The organism is Pseudomonas sp. IT-P4 (assembly GCF_949767755.1).
Taxonomy (GTDB): Bacteria; Pseudomonadota; Gammaproteobacteria; order Pseudomonadales; family Pseudomonadaceae; genus Aquipseudomonas; species Aquipseudomonas monachiensis.
This window is the reverse complement of record NZ_CATKPX010000036.1, coordinates 22,819-36,347: the sequence shown is the minus strand read 5'-3', so window position 1 is coordinate 36,347 and position 13,529 is coordinate 22,819. Positions and strand designations below refer to the sequence as shown.

Below are 13,529 nucleotides of genomic sequence, written 5' to 3'. Positions count from 1 at the left end.
CAAACCTCGAGGTATCATTATTTCACTGTGCATCCTGCAGTCGCGGATTAAACGACTTCAGTACCAGTCAATTACCCAGGCCAATAAGATGCCGCTTGCATAGACGACCATGCACAGTGCGATTTTCTGCTTGAGTGGCAGTGTGTTTATTCGATGATGCATGCTTATCTCCCTTGAGTAGGCAAATAAGCAATTTTGGATACCTGTGGTTAATCAAGGGAAATCATTAATCATCATTTACGGGGCATTTATAAATACCGGTTAACGATGATTTCTACCCTCGGCGACCTGATTGTAAACGGGAGAGACCGTGCTCCTGGGCCTGGCTGAGTTGCGCCTGGCCGTTTCCGACGGCGTCTCTCCGTAAGCCAACTGATACGCCTTGGAAAACCGGCCCAGATGATGAAAATTCCAGAACATCGCGGTTTCGGTGACGGTGGGCCAGGTTTTATTGATCAGGTCGCGACGGGCGCTGGCGAGTCTCAAGTTTCTGATGTAGGCGATAGGCGACATGCCGAACGTTTCAATGAAGCCAAAGTGCAGGGTGCGGGTGGTGGTTTCCAGTTGCCTTACGAGCGACTTTATAGTGAGCGTTTTTTTTGTGTTTTCATGGATGTACTGTATGGCTTCTATCGCCACTTTTCTTCTAGTCGGGACTTTGCGGCTGAAACCGCCTGCGGGTGTCAGCGATTGCAACAATGAAGCAAGCACTGCACTTCCAATCGCAGATCGCTGTGCGTCATCGCATTCTGCCGAAGCCGTGTCGCTGATATCGACACAGCAAGCACTGATGGCTTGAATGGCCGATTGAATGAATTGAAAGTTTTCAGCCTGATAGCTGTGGTTTGTCCGGTTTGCAAGGATATCTATGACAGGGTGATCTTGGCGGTATCGGTCATAGTGTTCCAGTGTCGTGGTGAGGGTGAAAAGTGTTTCATTCGGTTCGCAGGTGTAATGCACCGTTTCATCGCTGTGCAATACGATGACTTCGTTAGGCCGCAGTTTGTGATCGTTGACGACGGGGCGACCAATCGGCGCCTGGGAGATGGCGAATGTCACGAATCCGGCAGGGACAGAACTGACCAGGGTCACGGATGAGTCGAACTCAAGACGACTGCACTGCAGTTGCGGGCTGTGAAAGAGTTTGTGTTGCCGAATGCGCGCCTCATGCTCGGCCGGAAAAAGGCTCATTTCCCAATTGCCTATTGTTCTATTCAGTTGGCTCGGCAAGGCGGAAGACAAATGAAAGATCTCGTCGGGCGGTGCGATACTCATGAAATTGAAGGCTCATCTGTTAAATGAATAGGGTCAAGCCTGACGGGCAGTCACGGAGAAGATACGCGATTGGCCGTTCTTGCTGTCGGTAAGCTCGACCTCGTTTCCATTGGCTTTGAACGGGGTGTCAGAGGCCCCGGATCAGTTCCAGTTCCGCAGAAAATGCGTACTTGCTGTCCAACGCTGAGTCGTCCATGTGTTGAACATTGCGCGGATCGATTTTCGAACTGAAGATCTGCGATTGGGGTTTCATCGGGTCAATGGCAGCTGCTGTAAAGGCGTGAAAGTCGTCGATACGATAACCGGTTTTTACCTGATAGCCAGTTTTCACGGTACTTGGGGCCTTCTTGTTGGTTTCGATACTCGTCAATTTGGCACTGTAGAAGCCCTTGTCGTCGGCCATGGCCTTGAGGGAAAGCAATAAACCAAACGACACGGTGACGAAGTTTTTCAGTAGCATCGAGGCGATTCCTTATTAACAGTTTATTCAGGCAGAACAGAATGTCAGCTGTATCTCTGCCACGACTTGGGCTGTAAATAATCTCACTTCGATTGTCCCTGCCAAAGTCAATAACTCATATTTGCCAGGTCGCCGGAAGAGGTCAGTCAGCGCTTGCCCCTGCGGATACAACGCTCCTCAAAGTAGTATGAACCAGTTGGCGTAGCTCATGCCGGTATCACTTTGTGGTGGAGCAGGGAGAGCAGAATCACTGTTCTGTTCGTCCGTTTGATACTCATTCTCACTGTGGATTTTCAGATGCGACAGTTTCTGACTGTCATCCGGGCTTGTTTCAATTTCATAATATTCAATGGTCGTGCTTTCGACGGAGCGCTCGTCGTGTGCCAACGAATAAAGTGGCATGGCAGACAGAAAAAAGACCGCCAGGTATCCGAAAGTCGTCGTTCTATGGGTTCGCAGGAAATGCATGGTTTTCACTTGATTCTCCTGTATAGGGCATTGTCCCGGGCGAGAATCAAGCAAGCTCGATTCCAAGGATTATCGGCGAGGGATTTTTGGCAGGAGAGACGTATGATTCAAATCAATAAGTGTTATTTTTGTTTGAAGGGTTCTTTGATGTGAACCTGTGCCAGGTGGGTGTCGAGTCGCTACCTGAGGCCGATTAATGGCTCATGCAGCGCAAGCGGCCAAGTTCATGGATGTAAAAACACGCGGCGCTTTTATCCTGGGTCGGAATCAACTCGTAGTTAAGAATGGCGCCTTCTTGCAAGACATACTGACGCCTGAAGAACAGGTCAGGGGTCTTTTCAATGGCAAAAAGTTCATTGTCCTGGCTGAGTTTGACATTACTGACTTTGATCTCGACGTGTGTCTTGCTTTCTCCGATTATATTCGCCGAGATGGTCGCATTACGGATTTTTCCATTCAGGCTTTCCAACGTGGTTCCCGTGAGTCGACCATGCCCGATAGTGAGGTATTCTTCGGTATTGAGTTGGTTGAGATCCTCCAGCCATTGTCGGGATTTTGTCTGGTAGCTGATATTTTCCATGTAATGCGAAGGAGAGTAAAAAATGGAAAAAATGCACAGTGCATTGATCAAGCCTATAAGAGGCCAGTGAACGGCCTGCGGAATTTCAAACTTCATAAGGTGACTTCCAGACATTGACGAATCATCAAGGCGAGGTCTCTTTCGCTGCTGTTCAATTGCAGATTTGCAGTGCTTTGATCCTGGCGGATGCACGAAACGGAATAATTGGCTTTATACAGGTTGATCCAGACCTGGCCCTTCAGGTTTGGCGGTAGCTGTTCAGTTTGTTTGGCCGACAGGTCCATCAGCGCTTGAGCCTCGGCAAGATCGCTGCCCACGGCGTGTATGACCAGTCCACTCTTGTCGAGACTGGAAATTTCAATTTTTGGCGCGTCGAAGTCGAATTGAAAAATACTAAAGGCAACGACTGCCAGCGTAACGACATAAGCGATCAACTGAGCCTTTGTAATACGCGTGGATTGACTGGTTTTACCAGAAGGCGCCAGTCGTTCATCACCACCCGGTGGCGGTAGTTGCCCGGTGAAGGCCTCGGGTGGCTGTGCCGTTTCCTCTTGGGGTGTCGTTACATCTGCTTGTGCATCGACGACACATTGCCGGTTGAAGCAATATCCTCGTCGAGGAACCGTCATCAAGATCTCGTGATCCCGACTGTCATTGAGAATATTGCGCAGTGAGAAAACCGTCTGGTTCAAACTGCCGGAGGCAACCACGCGGTCATTCCAGGTGTACTCGATGATTTCATCGCGGGTTTTAGTGACACCTGGCTCCATGAGCAGCAGGTCCAACAGGCGCGACTCAGCTCTACCTAGCGTGGAATTCTGTACATCTCCATGGGGTGTTGTAATGGAAAGCATGGCGTTGTCGGGGTCGAATACCGCCACGGCGCCATTTTTCAACTTGAAGGTGTAGCTCATAGAAATCTTCCGTTCAGGCGGTGCTGGCCTGAGTATAGGGGCCGGATTTGGCTCGGTACATTCTGGTCTGGGAGGTGAGCGAAGATGAGGGTCGGGCGGAAGGTGCGCTGCGTGTCGCATTTACAGTGCCGGACTGGCTCGTGTCAGAGGCGTGCGGTTCGGCAAACAGCCGGGCCTGTCAGTGGTATCAGTTCAATCAAACAAAAAAAAAGCATTGCTGGATGATCCATGGTTTTCGATTTGGACACCATGAATAATGCTTGGAATGGATTAACGGCGCTATCCGAAAACTGCAAGCTGGAGCAGGTGGACTTGCGCGCAGGCACGCCTGAGTGAACTAACGTCGCTGTTGCGACAGGTTTCAATTTCAGCCTGAACTATCAGGATACAAATCAATGGTTGTGTTTTTCTGAGCTGGGTTTGTTAAAGATTATTTTTGATTCTTATTAGCTTTGAACCAGAGGCGTTACCGATTTAAATGGCTCTCGAGGAGCGTTGACGCACATCGCGCTCATGCTTTGTTTGTCGCGGCGTAAACGATCCTCACCTCTCGTTCTACGGCTTTGCCCCGGGTCCTTTCTTGAAGGGCCCGGGGCTTTTTTTGAGCGCGGTAAAAGACAGGGGCACGAACACTCAAGGCCATCGTCGTCGCCGATCAGGGCAAGACATCGTAGCCACGTTGTTGCAGGCAACTGTTGTAGACGGAGTTGTTGGCGGTGACGCTTTGTTCGCTCTCACTCAGGTTCTGCCGGCGCTCCTGGCGTTGTCTGGAGCCCCCGACGACGGCACCGGCAGCCGCGGCACTGTGTGCCCGGTTCTGGCGATAGTCTTGCTTGGTATCGTCGTCGATCTGGTCATAGAGGTTTTCATGTTGGCGACCGCGAATTTCTGCCGCCGTGGCACCGGCGACCGCGGCGGTGGCGGCGCCCTTGACCCGACCACCGGAGGGCACGGTGCCTTGCACCGGATGTTGCGCGTTGGCCTGGGACTGGCAGGCACTGGTGTCCTGCTGGATGGTCTGGGAAGTCTGACCTTTGAGGGGAATCACGGTCGCAGCCAGGGCGCTGGTGCCCAGCAACATCGTAGCGAGCGCTAAGGTATTGGCCAGTATTTTCATCATTGAGTCTCACGTCAGGCGTCGGTACGGTTAACGGTTTGTCAGAGGGAAAACACGGCAAGGTATCACATTGAAACCCCATGCAGGTCTGCTTGCGATGGGGTTTGCCTGAGCATCAACGCTTGAGGAGGAGGGCCTGCATATCGTCTGTCATGCCTTTGAGTGCAACCTTGAAGTCATTGGCAACAATCGGCTGTTCGGCATTCTTGATGGTCTCGCCGAATACCTTGCGCACGATCTTCGCGACCGGCATACCGGTCTTGGCGTCGATCAGGTTGGCTTCGATGTACATCTCGGCGGTCTGGTCCCGATGCCCGGTGGCGGCTTGTGTCGCCCCGACAATGGCCCCGATTGGAACGGCCTCATACCAGTGCATGCCTTCATTGTTAGCGCTGACGTGGGTGATCGCCGCCTGCAGGATCAGTGACCGCGAATCGGTCGGCGCCAGCTGCGGATAAGGGACGATCGCATAACGACGGGCAAAGGCGGTCTTGACGCTGTTACTGGCCATCAATTGCAAGTCTTGCAGGGTCTTCAGGCTGACGCGCGCGGTCGGCTGCGGCGATGGATACAGTTCCATCTGCCTGAACACTACTGTGGAATACGTGCGTGGATCGAACCCTGGCGATACCCAGCGCAATACTTTCTGCTCACTCGGCGTAGTTTGCTCCTCCAGGCCCTGGTAATTGCCCAGGAAGCCCGAGTATTGCTCTTGCTGCGCGACTTTCGAGACACAGCCGACCTGAAATACACAGCTCAAAGCAATACCCGCAATCCATTTGTTCGACATGCCCATGTGTTTGGTTCTCAAGTGATTAAAGTTGTCATTCGGGTTCCGACCTGGCCCCGGGCATTGGTCCGGGCACCTTGTATCCAGGCACTGGTACTCGCCGGTCGGTTACGCAAAGCAGGTGCTTGCACGCCGGTCAATGCGGGCCGAATGCTGCACGTAGCGGCGGGATAATCCGAATCAATAACTCTCAAAAACTGTTAAATACCCGAGCGGAAAAAATTGCACATCGATCACAGTTGCCTACGCTAACCCTTTGCAATGCCGGCTTTGGCGTCTACAGGTGAGTGAGATGGATTTGAAAGAAGGATGGATGGGTACCGCGTCGACACTCGTCGTTGCGTTGGGTTTCATCCCGATGGCTCAGGCCGACGATTCGGCGGAATTGGCGAAGAAAGCCCTCAACCCGGTCGCGGCGATGTACAGCCTGCCGGTGCAGTACAACTGGGACCAGAAGATGGGGCCGACCGGGGAGGGCATGCACAGCGTCACCAATATCCAGCCTGTGCTGCCGTTTGCCTTGAACGAAGACTGGAACCTCATTTCCCGGACCATCCTGCCGATCATCGACCAGCACGGCCTGGCCCCCGATGGCGCGGCGGACAAATCCGGCAGCGGCGATATCACCCAGAGTTTTTTCTTTTCGCCGACCAGGCCCACGGAAAGTGGCTGGATACTCGGTGGTGGCCCGGCGTTGCTGATACCGACTGGCAGTGATGAGTTGCTCGGCAGCGAGCAATGGGGCCTGGGCCCGACGGCCGTGGCGTTGAAACAGTCCAATGGCTGGACCCGAGGCATTCTGGCCAACCATATCTGGGGCCTGGACGACAGCCCGCCGGACGACAAGGAAAAGGTCAACCAGACCTTCCTGCAACCCTTTCTCTCGTACACCACCCATACGTACACGACCTACGGGGTGAACACCGAGTCGACCTACAATTGGCAATCGCGCGAATGGTCGGTACCGGTCAACCTCACGGTCACCCAACTGCTGAGGATCGGCGGTCAACCATTGACGGTGCAGGCCGGCCCGCGCTATTGGCTCGACAGCCCGGAAGACGGCCCGCAAGGCTGGGGCTTTCGCGCCGCTGTGACGCTCCTGTTTCCACGCTGACAGGCCGTTTCCGAGGGCCTGGAGGAGACACCCCATGGACCGATTCGCCGGCGGTTGTTTGTGCGGCAAGGTGCGTCTTGTCGCATCGGGGCGCCCGTTCCGGGTTGGCGTTTGTCACTGTCTCGACTGTCGCAAGCACCATGGGGCGCTGTTCCACGCGTCCGCGATATTTCATCAGGATGCCGTGACAGTCGAGGGCGAAACCCGTGACTACGCCGGGCGGTATTTCTGTCCCCACTGCGGTTCGTCCGTGTTCTCGCGCAGTGCAGACGAAATCGAAGTGAACCTGGGATCCCTGGATGCTCCTGACCAGTTGACGCCCACCTACGAGAGCTGGACTGTGCGCCGTGAGGCCTGGTTGCCGGCGTTTGCGCTCACCCGGCATTACGAGCGCGATCGAGATTCCACGGGGCGTTTTGAAGACTAACGGGCACATACTCCATCCTCAACAAATCAATATCAGCCCGTTATCCCCAGCGCGACCGACGAGCAGTCGATCGCGTGCTGTCGGTCATTTGCTCATGATGGGTGCCAGTGCAGCCTGAATCCGGGACATCTGTGCCGGCGTTGTCATCTGCGTCAGCAGTCGGCCGAAGTGTGGATGCCGTACACCCGAGATAATGTATTGCCAGCGGTAGGCGCTCAGCACGCTGGCTTTGATTTGCGCTGTCTCATCGATATTGAACGATCGTGAAGCATTACCAATGAAGTAGTCGGCATCGGCTGCCGCTTGTGCCTGCAGGATTGTGTCCACGGCCGCCACCAGCGCAATCAGGTCATTCACTGCCTGGTCGCGCTCGGCTGGCGAGAGTTTCACGTGCTCGTCCCGCCACTCCAGTTCATCGAGTACCACGTGGCGGCTTTCATCCTTCCAGTGGAATTTGAAGACATCCTTGAACAACGGGCACAGCTCCTCGCGCGGGGCGATGCTTTGCACGTAGTGCGCCTGTACGAACAGTTCGATATGACAGGTCAGCGCCAGTACCGACCAAGTGCTGGCCGCGAGTACCGCGCGCGCGACCTCGTTTGGATCGGCAACCTGACGATATCCCGCGGGCAATTTCGAACTCATCATCGTCTCCATGCGCCGGAACAACTCCTGGTGCTTGATCTCGTCGTTGGAAAAACGCACCAGTGCTTCAAGCGCCAGTTGATCGTCAAACACATGGGCCCGACCCTGATCGAGCATCTTGGCACTGATGAAACGCTCGACCAGGCCAAAGATATACGCGTAGGTCCGGCCCTGGATCTGACTGAGCAGGCGTGCCTCGGCCGCATCGAGAAAAGTCAGGCGGTCGACCTGTGACAGTCCGTCGGGCAGGAATTTGCGCGAGAAGTCGAAACTGCGGTCCTGGAGCAGATCGCGATCGATCTGCCATTCGGTTTTTTTCGAAGACCTGACCATTTGCGCATAACGGGCGGTGTTGCCTGACGCTGAGCCGGGTAGGGTAACGACGCTGTTCATATGGATCTCCTGCTGCCCTGGTTGAGTTGGTATGGGGCAATTTCGGTTGACGTCGGAGCCAGTGAACCTCTGGGGACAATCTCGATCGCTGAGTCCGCGTTGGTGCTAATCTAGGCGTCGCAGTCCAGGCGGTGAATGACCGTTGCGCCTGAATACCTGCTCCGGACTCCGGAAAGGATGGCGATCAAGTGTTGGATGCGCTTTCTGATGTGTTGCGTGTGATTCGGCTGTCGGGAGGGGTCTTCCTCGAGGCGGAGCTCACTGCGCCCTGGTGCATCAACGGCAGAATCTCGACGGATGATTGCAAGCCGTTCCTGGCGGCCCCTCGACACATCATTGCGTCGCACTTTGTCGCCGCGGGGCACATGCAAATTCAAATCGACGGTGGCGCCGCCATCGAGGTAGGGGCAGGCGAACTTGTTTTGCTTCCCCGCAACGATGCCCATTCCTTTGGCAGCGACCTGAGCATTGCGCCCATGCCGGCCCGGGAAGTCATCCAGCCGCCAGAAGTCGGCGGCATTTCACGTATCAGGTACGGCGGGGGCGGCGAGGCCACGCAGTTGTTGTGCGGGTTCCTCGGTTCGGAAACTCCCTTCAGTCCACTGCTTTCATCGCTGCCTTCCTTATTGAAGCTGGACCTGCGGGCGACGGCTTCGGGCACCTGGATCGAAAGCTCATTCCGTTTCGCTGTCAGTGAAATCGCGGCGGGCCGCGTCGGCTCGGCAACGGTCATCGCCAAGCTATCGGAACTGCTGTTCGTCGAAGCCGTCGGCCAGTATGTCGCCAGCCTTCCCGCTGAGCGGCGCGGGTGGCTGGCGGGTTTGCGCGATCCGCATATCGGGCGGGCACTGGCGTTACTGCATGCTCGCCCGACCGAAGGCTGGACCGCAGAAGCCCTGGCGCTTGAGGTAGGCATGTCGCGCTCTGTATTCGCCGAACGCTTCACGGCATTGGTCGGACAGCCACCGATGCAATACCTGACGCTGTGGCGCATGCACGTGGCGGCCCAACAGCTGCGCGAAGGTCGCGGCAATGTGGCGCAAATCGGCTTTGCCGTTGGCTACGACTCCGAAGCCGCGTTCAGTCGCGCATTCAAGCGCCAGTTCGGCACATCCCCCGGCACCTGGCGCAGACAATCAGCGTGAGAGGGGCCGGTGCCGGCTCTCCATGGTTACCTGACCAGGCTTGCTCCTTTGAATTCAAGGAAGCCGAGGCAATTGCGCCCGAGCCTGGCTGGCTCGCAGCGTTTTGGAGACCTTGGCTTGAATCTCGTAGGCAGGCGCCTCGACGGCTTCGTAATCACGGGTATAGCGAGTGGCAAACTCGTGATTGCCCCATTGCTGGTACTGCTGCACGTGTTTCAACTCATGGGCCCACAGCGCGACATCGTTCAGTGCATCTTCGGCATTTCGAAACACGATGATGTCGATAAGGGTGACCGCACGTATATCGGGATTCTGCAGCATGGTGTTTGCGGCGTTCAGTTCCACATCATCGCCGACTTTGTAGCGCGCCGAATCGAGCACTTGAATGTCATACCAGGGTTCGAGCTGGGCCCGGATATTCAGCGGGATTGGCAGGATATCGCCCGTTGCCGCGGATTCGCGCGATTGCACAATCCAGCTCTGCAATCCAGAGGCGGCCATCTGGTTCATGTCGTCGAAGATCGATCCAGCGTCCTCTTCGGAATCCGGAGCACAAAAACAAGCGACCATGCAGACCTGGGACTGGCCGGCCGGACAGGCGAAAACCGAAGATGAGGTGCCAGTGCAAAGGAGCACCATCGCTAACCGGAAAACCTGACGCAAAAATACAGCTGACAATGGGTTCTCCCCTGGGTAATGGCGGTCGGCAGGCGATACGTTGGGCATCTTGTGCCCATTGTCCTGCCGCGTGTTGGACCGCTGCGACACCGTTCGATTCCCTGGGTTCCACAGTATTTTCAACATCACCTGAAAGGCCGTGCCTGTGAGCATCAACGCCAACATCATTGCGTTCTTCTTCGGGCCGATTTACCTGGTTGTGCTGGGACTTGGGAAAGAAAACCTGACGCTGATTGCGATCATGGTTGCAATTTCCTTCGGGCGCTAACGTAACCCCAAAGACTGACGCAACTGCGCCGGACTCACTCCAAGGCGTTGTTTGAAGGTGGTCGCCATGTGCGCCTGGGAGTTGAAACCGCAGGTGTAGGCGATCTGCGTCAGGGTGGCGGTCGAATCGCGCATCAGGGCGCGGGCCCTGGCGAGGCGGCGGTCGATCAGGTAACTGTGGGGGCTTTTGCCGGTGGCGTTTTTGAAGGCCCGCATGAAATACCCCTCGGACAATCCAAGCAGGCTCGCCATCGCCGGCACGCTCAACGGGCCATCGAGGCCAGCGTCAATGAATTCATCGAGCAAGCGCATCCGACTGCCGGTTATCGAGCCATGGGGGGCTGTCGACATCGCTTCGCTACCCGTCGCCCGCTCGGACAACGCCAGTGCCCAGGCTTCCCAATCATCCTCCACGCAAGGGTGCAACAGCGCGGCACGGATTCGCCACGCGAGGGCGGTGGCCTGCTGGTCGATGCGATTGTTGAAGGCGCGATCCCCCGTCAATGCCATACCGTCGGTGCGAATTACCCGCAGGTATTCACCGCCCTGGGGGGACTCGGACAGCACGTCACACCCAGCGGGGACGAACGCCAGGCCGTTGGGCACGGCATCGAAGGGGCGTATTCGGTCACTGCCGATGGCGTGCAGGCCTCGCTGGCTGTCGAAGGCGAAGCCGATTCCCGACCGGGTCGCGACATAGCGGGTCGCGTAGGCGCAGCCGGGGAGCAATTCGATTGCCCAAGGGCCGGCCTCGATACGACGGACCGGCTCGGACAGCAGGGGTGGCGGCGGGCGATTTCGATGACTCATGGACACCATAGTAGTGAAGAGGGGGGACAAAAGTCAGGTCGGTTTTTTGAAAGCCGCGGTACCGCGCCATTGTTCAGACTGGACAAAATCTCAAGGAGACCACTCATGCACAGACTGACTCGCGACGATATCGAACAGGCAGCTCGCCTGGTTTACCAGGTCATGCCCGCCACGGCCCAGTACCCTTGGCCCTTGCTGGCTCAACGGTTGGGTTGCACGGTGTGGGTCAAGCACGAAAATCACACGCCTACCGGTGCGTTCAAAGTGCGCGGCGGTATCACGTTCATGCACTGGCTCAAGCGCGAGCACCCGGGCGCGAAGGGCATTGTCAGCGCTACCCGCGGCAACCATGGCCAAAGCCTGGCATTGGCGGCTCGCACGCTGGGTTTGCAGGCGTTGATCGTCGTGCCGGAAGGTAACTCGGTGGAAAAAAACAACGCCATGCGCGGCTTTGGCGCTGAAGTGGTCGAGTATGGCCGCGATTTCGATGAGGCCCGTGAAGAGGCTGCGCGCCTGGCGCAGACCCATGACCTGTTCCTGGTTCCGCCGTTTCACACCGAGCTGGTCAAAGGCGTCGCCACCTATGCGCTTGAGCTGTTCAGCGCCGCGCCGGACCTGGACACCGTTTATGTGCCGATTGGCTGTGGCTCGGGGATTTGCGGGGTGATCGCCGCCCGCGATGCGTTGGGTCTGCAAACAGAGGTGGTTGGCGTGGTTTCCACGGAGGCGGCGGCTGCACAGTTGTCGTTTGACGCTGGCGAGATATGCGAAACCGCCTCGGCCAACACCTTTGCCGACGGCCTGGCCGTACGCAAGCCGATTCCCGAAGCCTTTGCCGTCTACGCGGCAGGTGCGGCACGGATCGTATCGGTCAGCGATGAGCAGATCGCCGAAGCCATGCGTGTGTATTACACCGATACCCATAACCTTGCCGAAGGGGCCGGCGCGTCGGCGTTGGCAGCGCTGATCTCGGAGCGTGAAGCCATGTCGGGAAAAAGGGTGGGGGTGATTCTGTCCGGTGGCAACGTCGACAGAGCGGTGTATGCACGAGTGATTGCGTGAAGGCGGCCATGGCCCTGGTCACATAAATTTGAAATGCGCGGCATTGCTCGACAGAATCACGCCCCGATCCGGCCAAAGGCGCCGGACGTTCGTGGTGAAAGGGGCCGCCGTTGAACCAACAGACATTGTCCATGCGCCTGGAACGCGTGGCGGCACAGGTGCCAGCCGGTGCGCGCCTGGCCGATATCGGCTCGGATCATGGCTACCTGCCTGTGGCATTGATGCGCCGGGGCGCCATCGCGGCGGCGGTGGCCGGCGAAGTGGCGTTGACGCCGTTCCACGCGGCCAACCGCACCGTGCGCGAGAACGGCCTGGACTCGCGGGTCACCGTGCGCCTGGCCAACGGCCTGGCGGCAATCGAGCCGGGAGACGGGATCACGGCGGTCAGCGTCTGTGGCATGGGCGGCGAAACCATCCGCGACATCCTCGACAGCGGCAAGGCGTACCTGAGTGGTCAGGAGCGCCTCATCCTGCAACCCAACGGCGGCGAGCAGCCACTGCGCCAATGGCTGATGGACAATGGCTACCGCATCCTCTGCGAGGAGGTGCTGCGGGAGAATCGTTTCGACTACGAGATCATCGTCGCCGAGCGCTCCGGACCAGTGATCTACACCGCCCAAGAACTGTACTTCGGTCCGTTGCAAATGCAGGCCCGCAGTCCGGCGTTCCTGGTCAAGTGGCAACGCAAGTTGCGCCAGAAACAAAAGACCCTGAGCCACTTTGCCCGAGCGCAGCAGGCCGTGCCCGAGGAGGCGGTGCAGGACATCGCGCGGCAGGCCCGGTGGATCACCGAGTTGCTGGCTTGAGCAAGCCTGGGGCACAGCTTCTCAAGCACCTCGCTTCAGTGTGGGTGCGAAAGAGTCGTTTCCATTCGGCGTGAACCGAATGCGGCAGGCGTTCACGTAGGTGCTCACCAGCGAACAGACGCTCCTTGCGCGAGAGAAAGATCGCATCGTCACCGGAGTCGTCCGACGGCTTTGCTTTTCAAACGTAGCAGTTCCGATCCTGGATACTGTATTGCCAGTACTGAATTTGCGCTCGATTGGAAGTGGTTTGCTGATGACTGCAGGCGACTCGAGCGTGCTGGCAACCGGTAGGAAATTGTGCCACTGGTCGGGTCTGGCGACGAAAGTTCAGCGCAAAAGCGGTTTTTTTTTCGGCGTGGAGCAAAAAACGATTCAGCCGCATAGCGACGCGGGTTTCAGCCAAAGCGGCAGGTGTCCACAAGTGCTGGAAATAGTACCGTTTGTCGATGTTTGTGCTCAAAAAATGAACGATCGGGATATGCTGGGCTCTGATTTCCCAGCAGGCGGATCCTTAGGGTCCCGCTGCACTCACTAGTAAAATGGACGTATACCTCATCTGCATTGAATGAAATGCACAT

16 protein-coding genes and 1 pseudogene are annotated in these 13,529 nt (G+C 56.8%); 7 read left to right on the top strand and 10 right to left on the bottom strand.

Annotation, left to right across the window (positions count from 1 at the left end; genetic code table 11):
* Window positions 1-261: 261 nt before the first annotated feature.
* The 7 genes from ACM6IT_RS16485 to ACM6IT_RS16455 form a co-directional block, all read right to left on the bottom strand.
* Window positions 262-1,275: a helix-turn-helix domain-containing protein gene (locus ACM6IT_RS16485; protein ID WP_414918349.1), complete on the bottom strand. Its 1,014-nt coding sequence runs from the start codon at window positions 1,273-1,275 to the stop codon at window positions 262-264.
* 127 nt (window positions 1,276-1,402) lie between these two features.
* A complete protein-coding gene (locus ACM6IT_RS16480) occupies window positions 1,403-1,735 on the bottom strand; it encodes a hypothetical protein (RefSeq protein WP_056725025.1) in 333 nt (110 codons plus the stop codon).
* 177 nt (window positions 1,736-1,912) lie between these two features.
* Window positions 1,913-2,203, bottom strand: a complete 291-nt coding sequence (locus ACM6IT_RS16475) for a hypothetical protein (protein WP_223541199.1) — start codon at window positions 2,201-2,203, stop codon at window positions 1,913-1,915.
* Window positions 2,204-2,396: 193 nt separating this feature from the next.
* The gene (locus ACM6IT_RS16470; RefSeq protein WP_056725023.1) at window positions 2,397-2,879 is read right to left on the bottom strand and encodes a hypothetical protein; all 483 of its coding nucleotides are present in this window, start codon (window positions 2,877-2,879) and stop codon (window positions 2,397-2,399) included.
* The gene (locus ACM6IT_RS16465) at window positions 2,876-3,697 is read right to left on the bottom strand and encodes a winged helix-turn-helix domain-containing protein (protein ID WP_414918348.1); all 822 of its coding nucleotides are present in this window, start codon (window positions 3,695-3,697) and stop codon (window positions 2,876-2,878) included. The genes ACM6IT_RS16470 and ACM6IT_RS16465 overlap by 4 nt, the downstream gene beginning before the upstream one ends.
* 655 nt (window positions 3,698-4,352) lie before the next feature.
* Window positions 4,353-4,814, bottom strand: coding sequence for a YMGG-like glycine zipper-containing protein (locus ACM6IT_RS16460; RefSeq protein WP_082562968.1), 462 nt, complete (start codon window positions 4,812-4,814; stop codon window positions 4,353-4,355).
* A 115-nt stretch (window positions 4,815-4,929) separates the two neighbouring features.
* Window positions 4,930-5,610 carry a DUF3313 domain-containing protein gene (locus tag ACM6IT_RS16455; protein WP_056725017.1) on the bottom strand — a complete coding sequence of 227 codons (681 nt, stop codon included), beginning with the start codon at window positions 5,608-5,610 and terminating at the stop codon, window positions 4,930-4,932.
* Between the two features lie 307 nt (window positions 5,611-5,917).
* Between ACM6IT_RS16455 and ACM6IT_RS16450 the strand changes: the two genes are divergently transcribed.
* Both ACM6IT_RS16450 and ACM6IT_RS16445 read left to right on the top strand, forming a co-directional pair.
* A complete protein-coding gene (locus ACM6IT_RS16450; RefSeq protein WP_409079243.1) occupies window positions 5,918-6,718 on the top strand; it encodes a transporter in 801 nt (266 codons plus the stop codon).
* A 34-nt stretch (window positions 6,719-6,752) separates the two neighbouring features.
* Window positions 6,753-7,145, top strand: coding sequence for a GFA family protein (locus tag ACM6IT_RS16445; RefSeq protein WP_056725014.1), 393 nt, complete (start codon window positions 6,753-6,755; stop codon window positions 7,143-7,145).
* A gap of 84 nt (window positions 7,146-7,229) precedes the next feature.
* On the opposite strand, the gene ACM6IT_RS16440 is transcribed toward ACM6IT_RS16445, so the two are convergent.
* Window positions 7,230-8,183: a diiron oxygenase gene (locus ACM6IT_RS16440; RefSeq protein ID WP_414918347.1), complete on the bottom strand. Its 954-nt coding sequence runs from the start codon at window positions 8,181-8,183 to the stop codon at window positions 7,230-7,232.
* Window positions 8,184-8,371: 188 nt separating this feature from the next.
* Between ACM6IT_RS16440 and ACM6IT_RS16435 the strand changes: the two genes are divergently transcribed.
* Window positions 8,372-9,328: an AraC family transcriptional regulator gene (locus ACM6IT_RS16435; protein WP_056725010.1), complete on the top strand. Its 957-nt coding sequence runs from the start codon at window positions 8,372-8,374 to the stop codon at window positions 9,326-9,328.
* A gap of 54 nt (window positions 9,329-9,382) precedes the next feature.
* Here the strand turns inward: ACM6IT_RS16435 and ACM6IT_RS16430 are convergent, their stop codons facing one another.
* On the bottom strand, window positions 9,383-9,967 hold the full coding sequence (locus tag ACM6IT_RS16430; RefSeq protein WP_414918361.1) for a DUF4157 domain-containing protein: 585 nt from the start codon (window positions 9,965-9,967) through the stop codon (window positions 9,383-9,385).
* A gap of 190 nt (window positions 9,968-10,157) precedes the next feature.
* Between ACM6IT_RS16430 and ACM6IT_RS16425 the strand changes: the two are divergent.
* A pseudogene (locus tag ACM6IT_RS16425) lies at window positions 10,158-10,262 on the top strand (DUF2628 domain-containing protein); the annotation flags it as partial.
* Window positions 10,263-10,270: 8 nt separating this feature from the next.
* Here ACM6IT_RS16425 and ACM6IT_RS16420 read toward each other — a convergent pair.
* Window positions 10,271-11,092, bottom strand: coding sequence for a helix-turn-helix transcriptional regulator (locus tag ACM6IT_RS16420; RefSeq protein WP_414918360.1), 822 nt, complete (start codon window positions 11,090-11,092; stop codon window positions 10,271-10,273).
* Window positions 11,093-11,188: 96 nt separating this feature from the next.
* On the opposite strand from ACM6IT_RS16420, the gene ACM6IT_RS16415 reads away from it, so the two are divergent.
* The 3 genes from ACM6IT_RS16415 to ACM6IT_RS16405 all read left to right on the top strand — a co-directional run bounded on the left by ACM6IT_RS16415 (window position 11,189) and on the right by ACM6IT_RS16405 (window position 13,486).
* Window positions 11,189-12,145: a threonine dehydratase gene (locus ACM6IT_RS16415; RefSeq protein WP_056725004.1), complete on the top strand. Its 957-nt coding sequence runs from the start codon at window positions 11,189-11,191 to the stop codon at window positions 12,143-12,145.
* A 110-nt stretch (window positions 12,146-12,255) separates the two neighbouring features.
* Window positions 12,256-12,951 carry a tRNA (adenine(22)-N(1))-methyltransferase gene (locus tag ACM6IT_RS16410; protein ID WP_409079222.1) on the top strand — a complete coding sequence of 232 codons (696 nt, stop codon included), beginning with the start codon at window positions 12,256-12,258 and terminating at the stop codon, window positions 12,949-12,951.
* Window positions 12,952-13,051: 100 nt separating this feature from the next.
* Window positions 13,052-13,486, top strand: a complete 435-nt coding sequence (locus ACM6IT_RS16405; RefSeq protein ID WP_414915040.1) for a hypothetical protein — start codon at window positions 13,052-13,054, stop codon at window positions 13,484-13,486.
* The last annotated feature ends 43 nt before the right edge of the window (window positions 13,487-13,529 follow it).

Bases quoted from the DNA above. Each gene is read 5' to 3' on its own strand.
- ACM6IT_RS16485 (WP_414918349.1), bottom strand. From the start codon at position 1,275: ATGAGTATCGCACCGCCCGACGAGATCTTTCATTTGTCTTCCGCCTTG.
- ACM6IT_RS16480 (WP_056725025.1), bottom strand. From the start codon at position 1,735: ATGCTACTGAAAAACTTCGTCACCGTGTCGTTTGGTTTATTGCTTTCC.
- ACM6IT_RS16475 (WP_223541199.1), bottom strand. From the start codon at position 2,203: ATGCATTTCCTGCGAACCCATAGAACGACGACTTTCGGATACCTGGCG.
- ACM6IT_RS16470 (WP_056725023.1), bottom strand. From the start codon at position 2,879: ATGAAGTTTGAAATTCCGCAGGCCGTTCACTGGCCTCTTATAGGCTTG.
- ACM6IT_RS16465 (WP_414918348.1), bottom strand. From the start codon at position 3,697: ATGAGCTACACCTTCAAGTTGAAAAATGGCGCCGTGGCGGTATTCGAC.
- ACM6IT_RS16460 (WP_082562968.1), bottom strand. From the start codon at position 4,814: ATGAAAATACTGGCCAATACCTTAGCGCTCGCTACGATGTTGCTGGGC.
- ACM6IT_RS16455 (WP_056725017.1), bottom strand. From the start codon at position 5,610: ATGGGCATGTCGAACAAATGGATTGCGGGTATTGCTTTGAGCTGTGTA.
- ACM6IT_RS16450 (WP_409079243.1), top strand. From the start codon at position 5,918: ATGGGTACCGCGTCGACACTCGTCGTTGCGTTGGGTTTCATCCCGATG.
- ACM6IT_RS16445 (WP_056725014.1), top strand. From the start codon at position 6,753: ATGGACCGATTCGCCGGCGGTTGTTTGTGCGGCAAGGTGCGTCTTGTC.
- ACM6IT_RS16440 (WP_414918347.1), bottom strand. From the start codon at position 8,183: ATGAACAGCGTCGTTACCCTACCCGGCTCAGCGTCAGGCAACACCGCC.
- ACM6IT_RS16430 (WP_414918361.1), bottom strand. From the start codon at position 9,967: ATGGTGCTCCTTTGCACTGGCACCTCATCTTCGGTTTTCGCCTGTCCG.
- ACM6IT_RS16420 (WP_414918360.1), bottom strand. From the start codon at position 11,092: ATGGTGTCCATGAGTCATCGAAATCGCCCGCCGCCACCCCTGCTGTCC.
- ACM6IT_RS16415 (WP_056725004.1), top strand. From the start codon at position 11,189: ATGCACAGACTGACTCGCGACGATATCGAACAGGCAGCTCGCCTGGTT.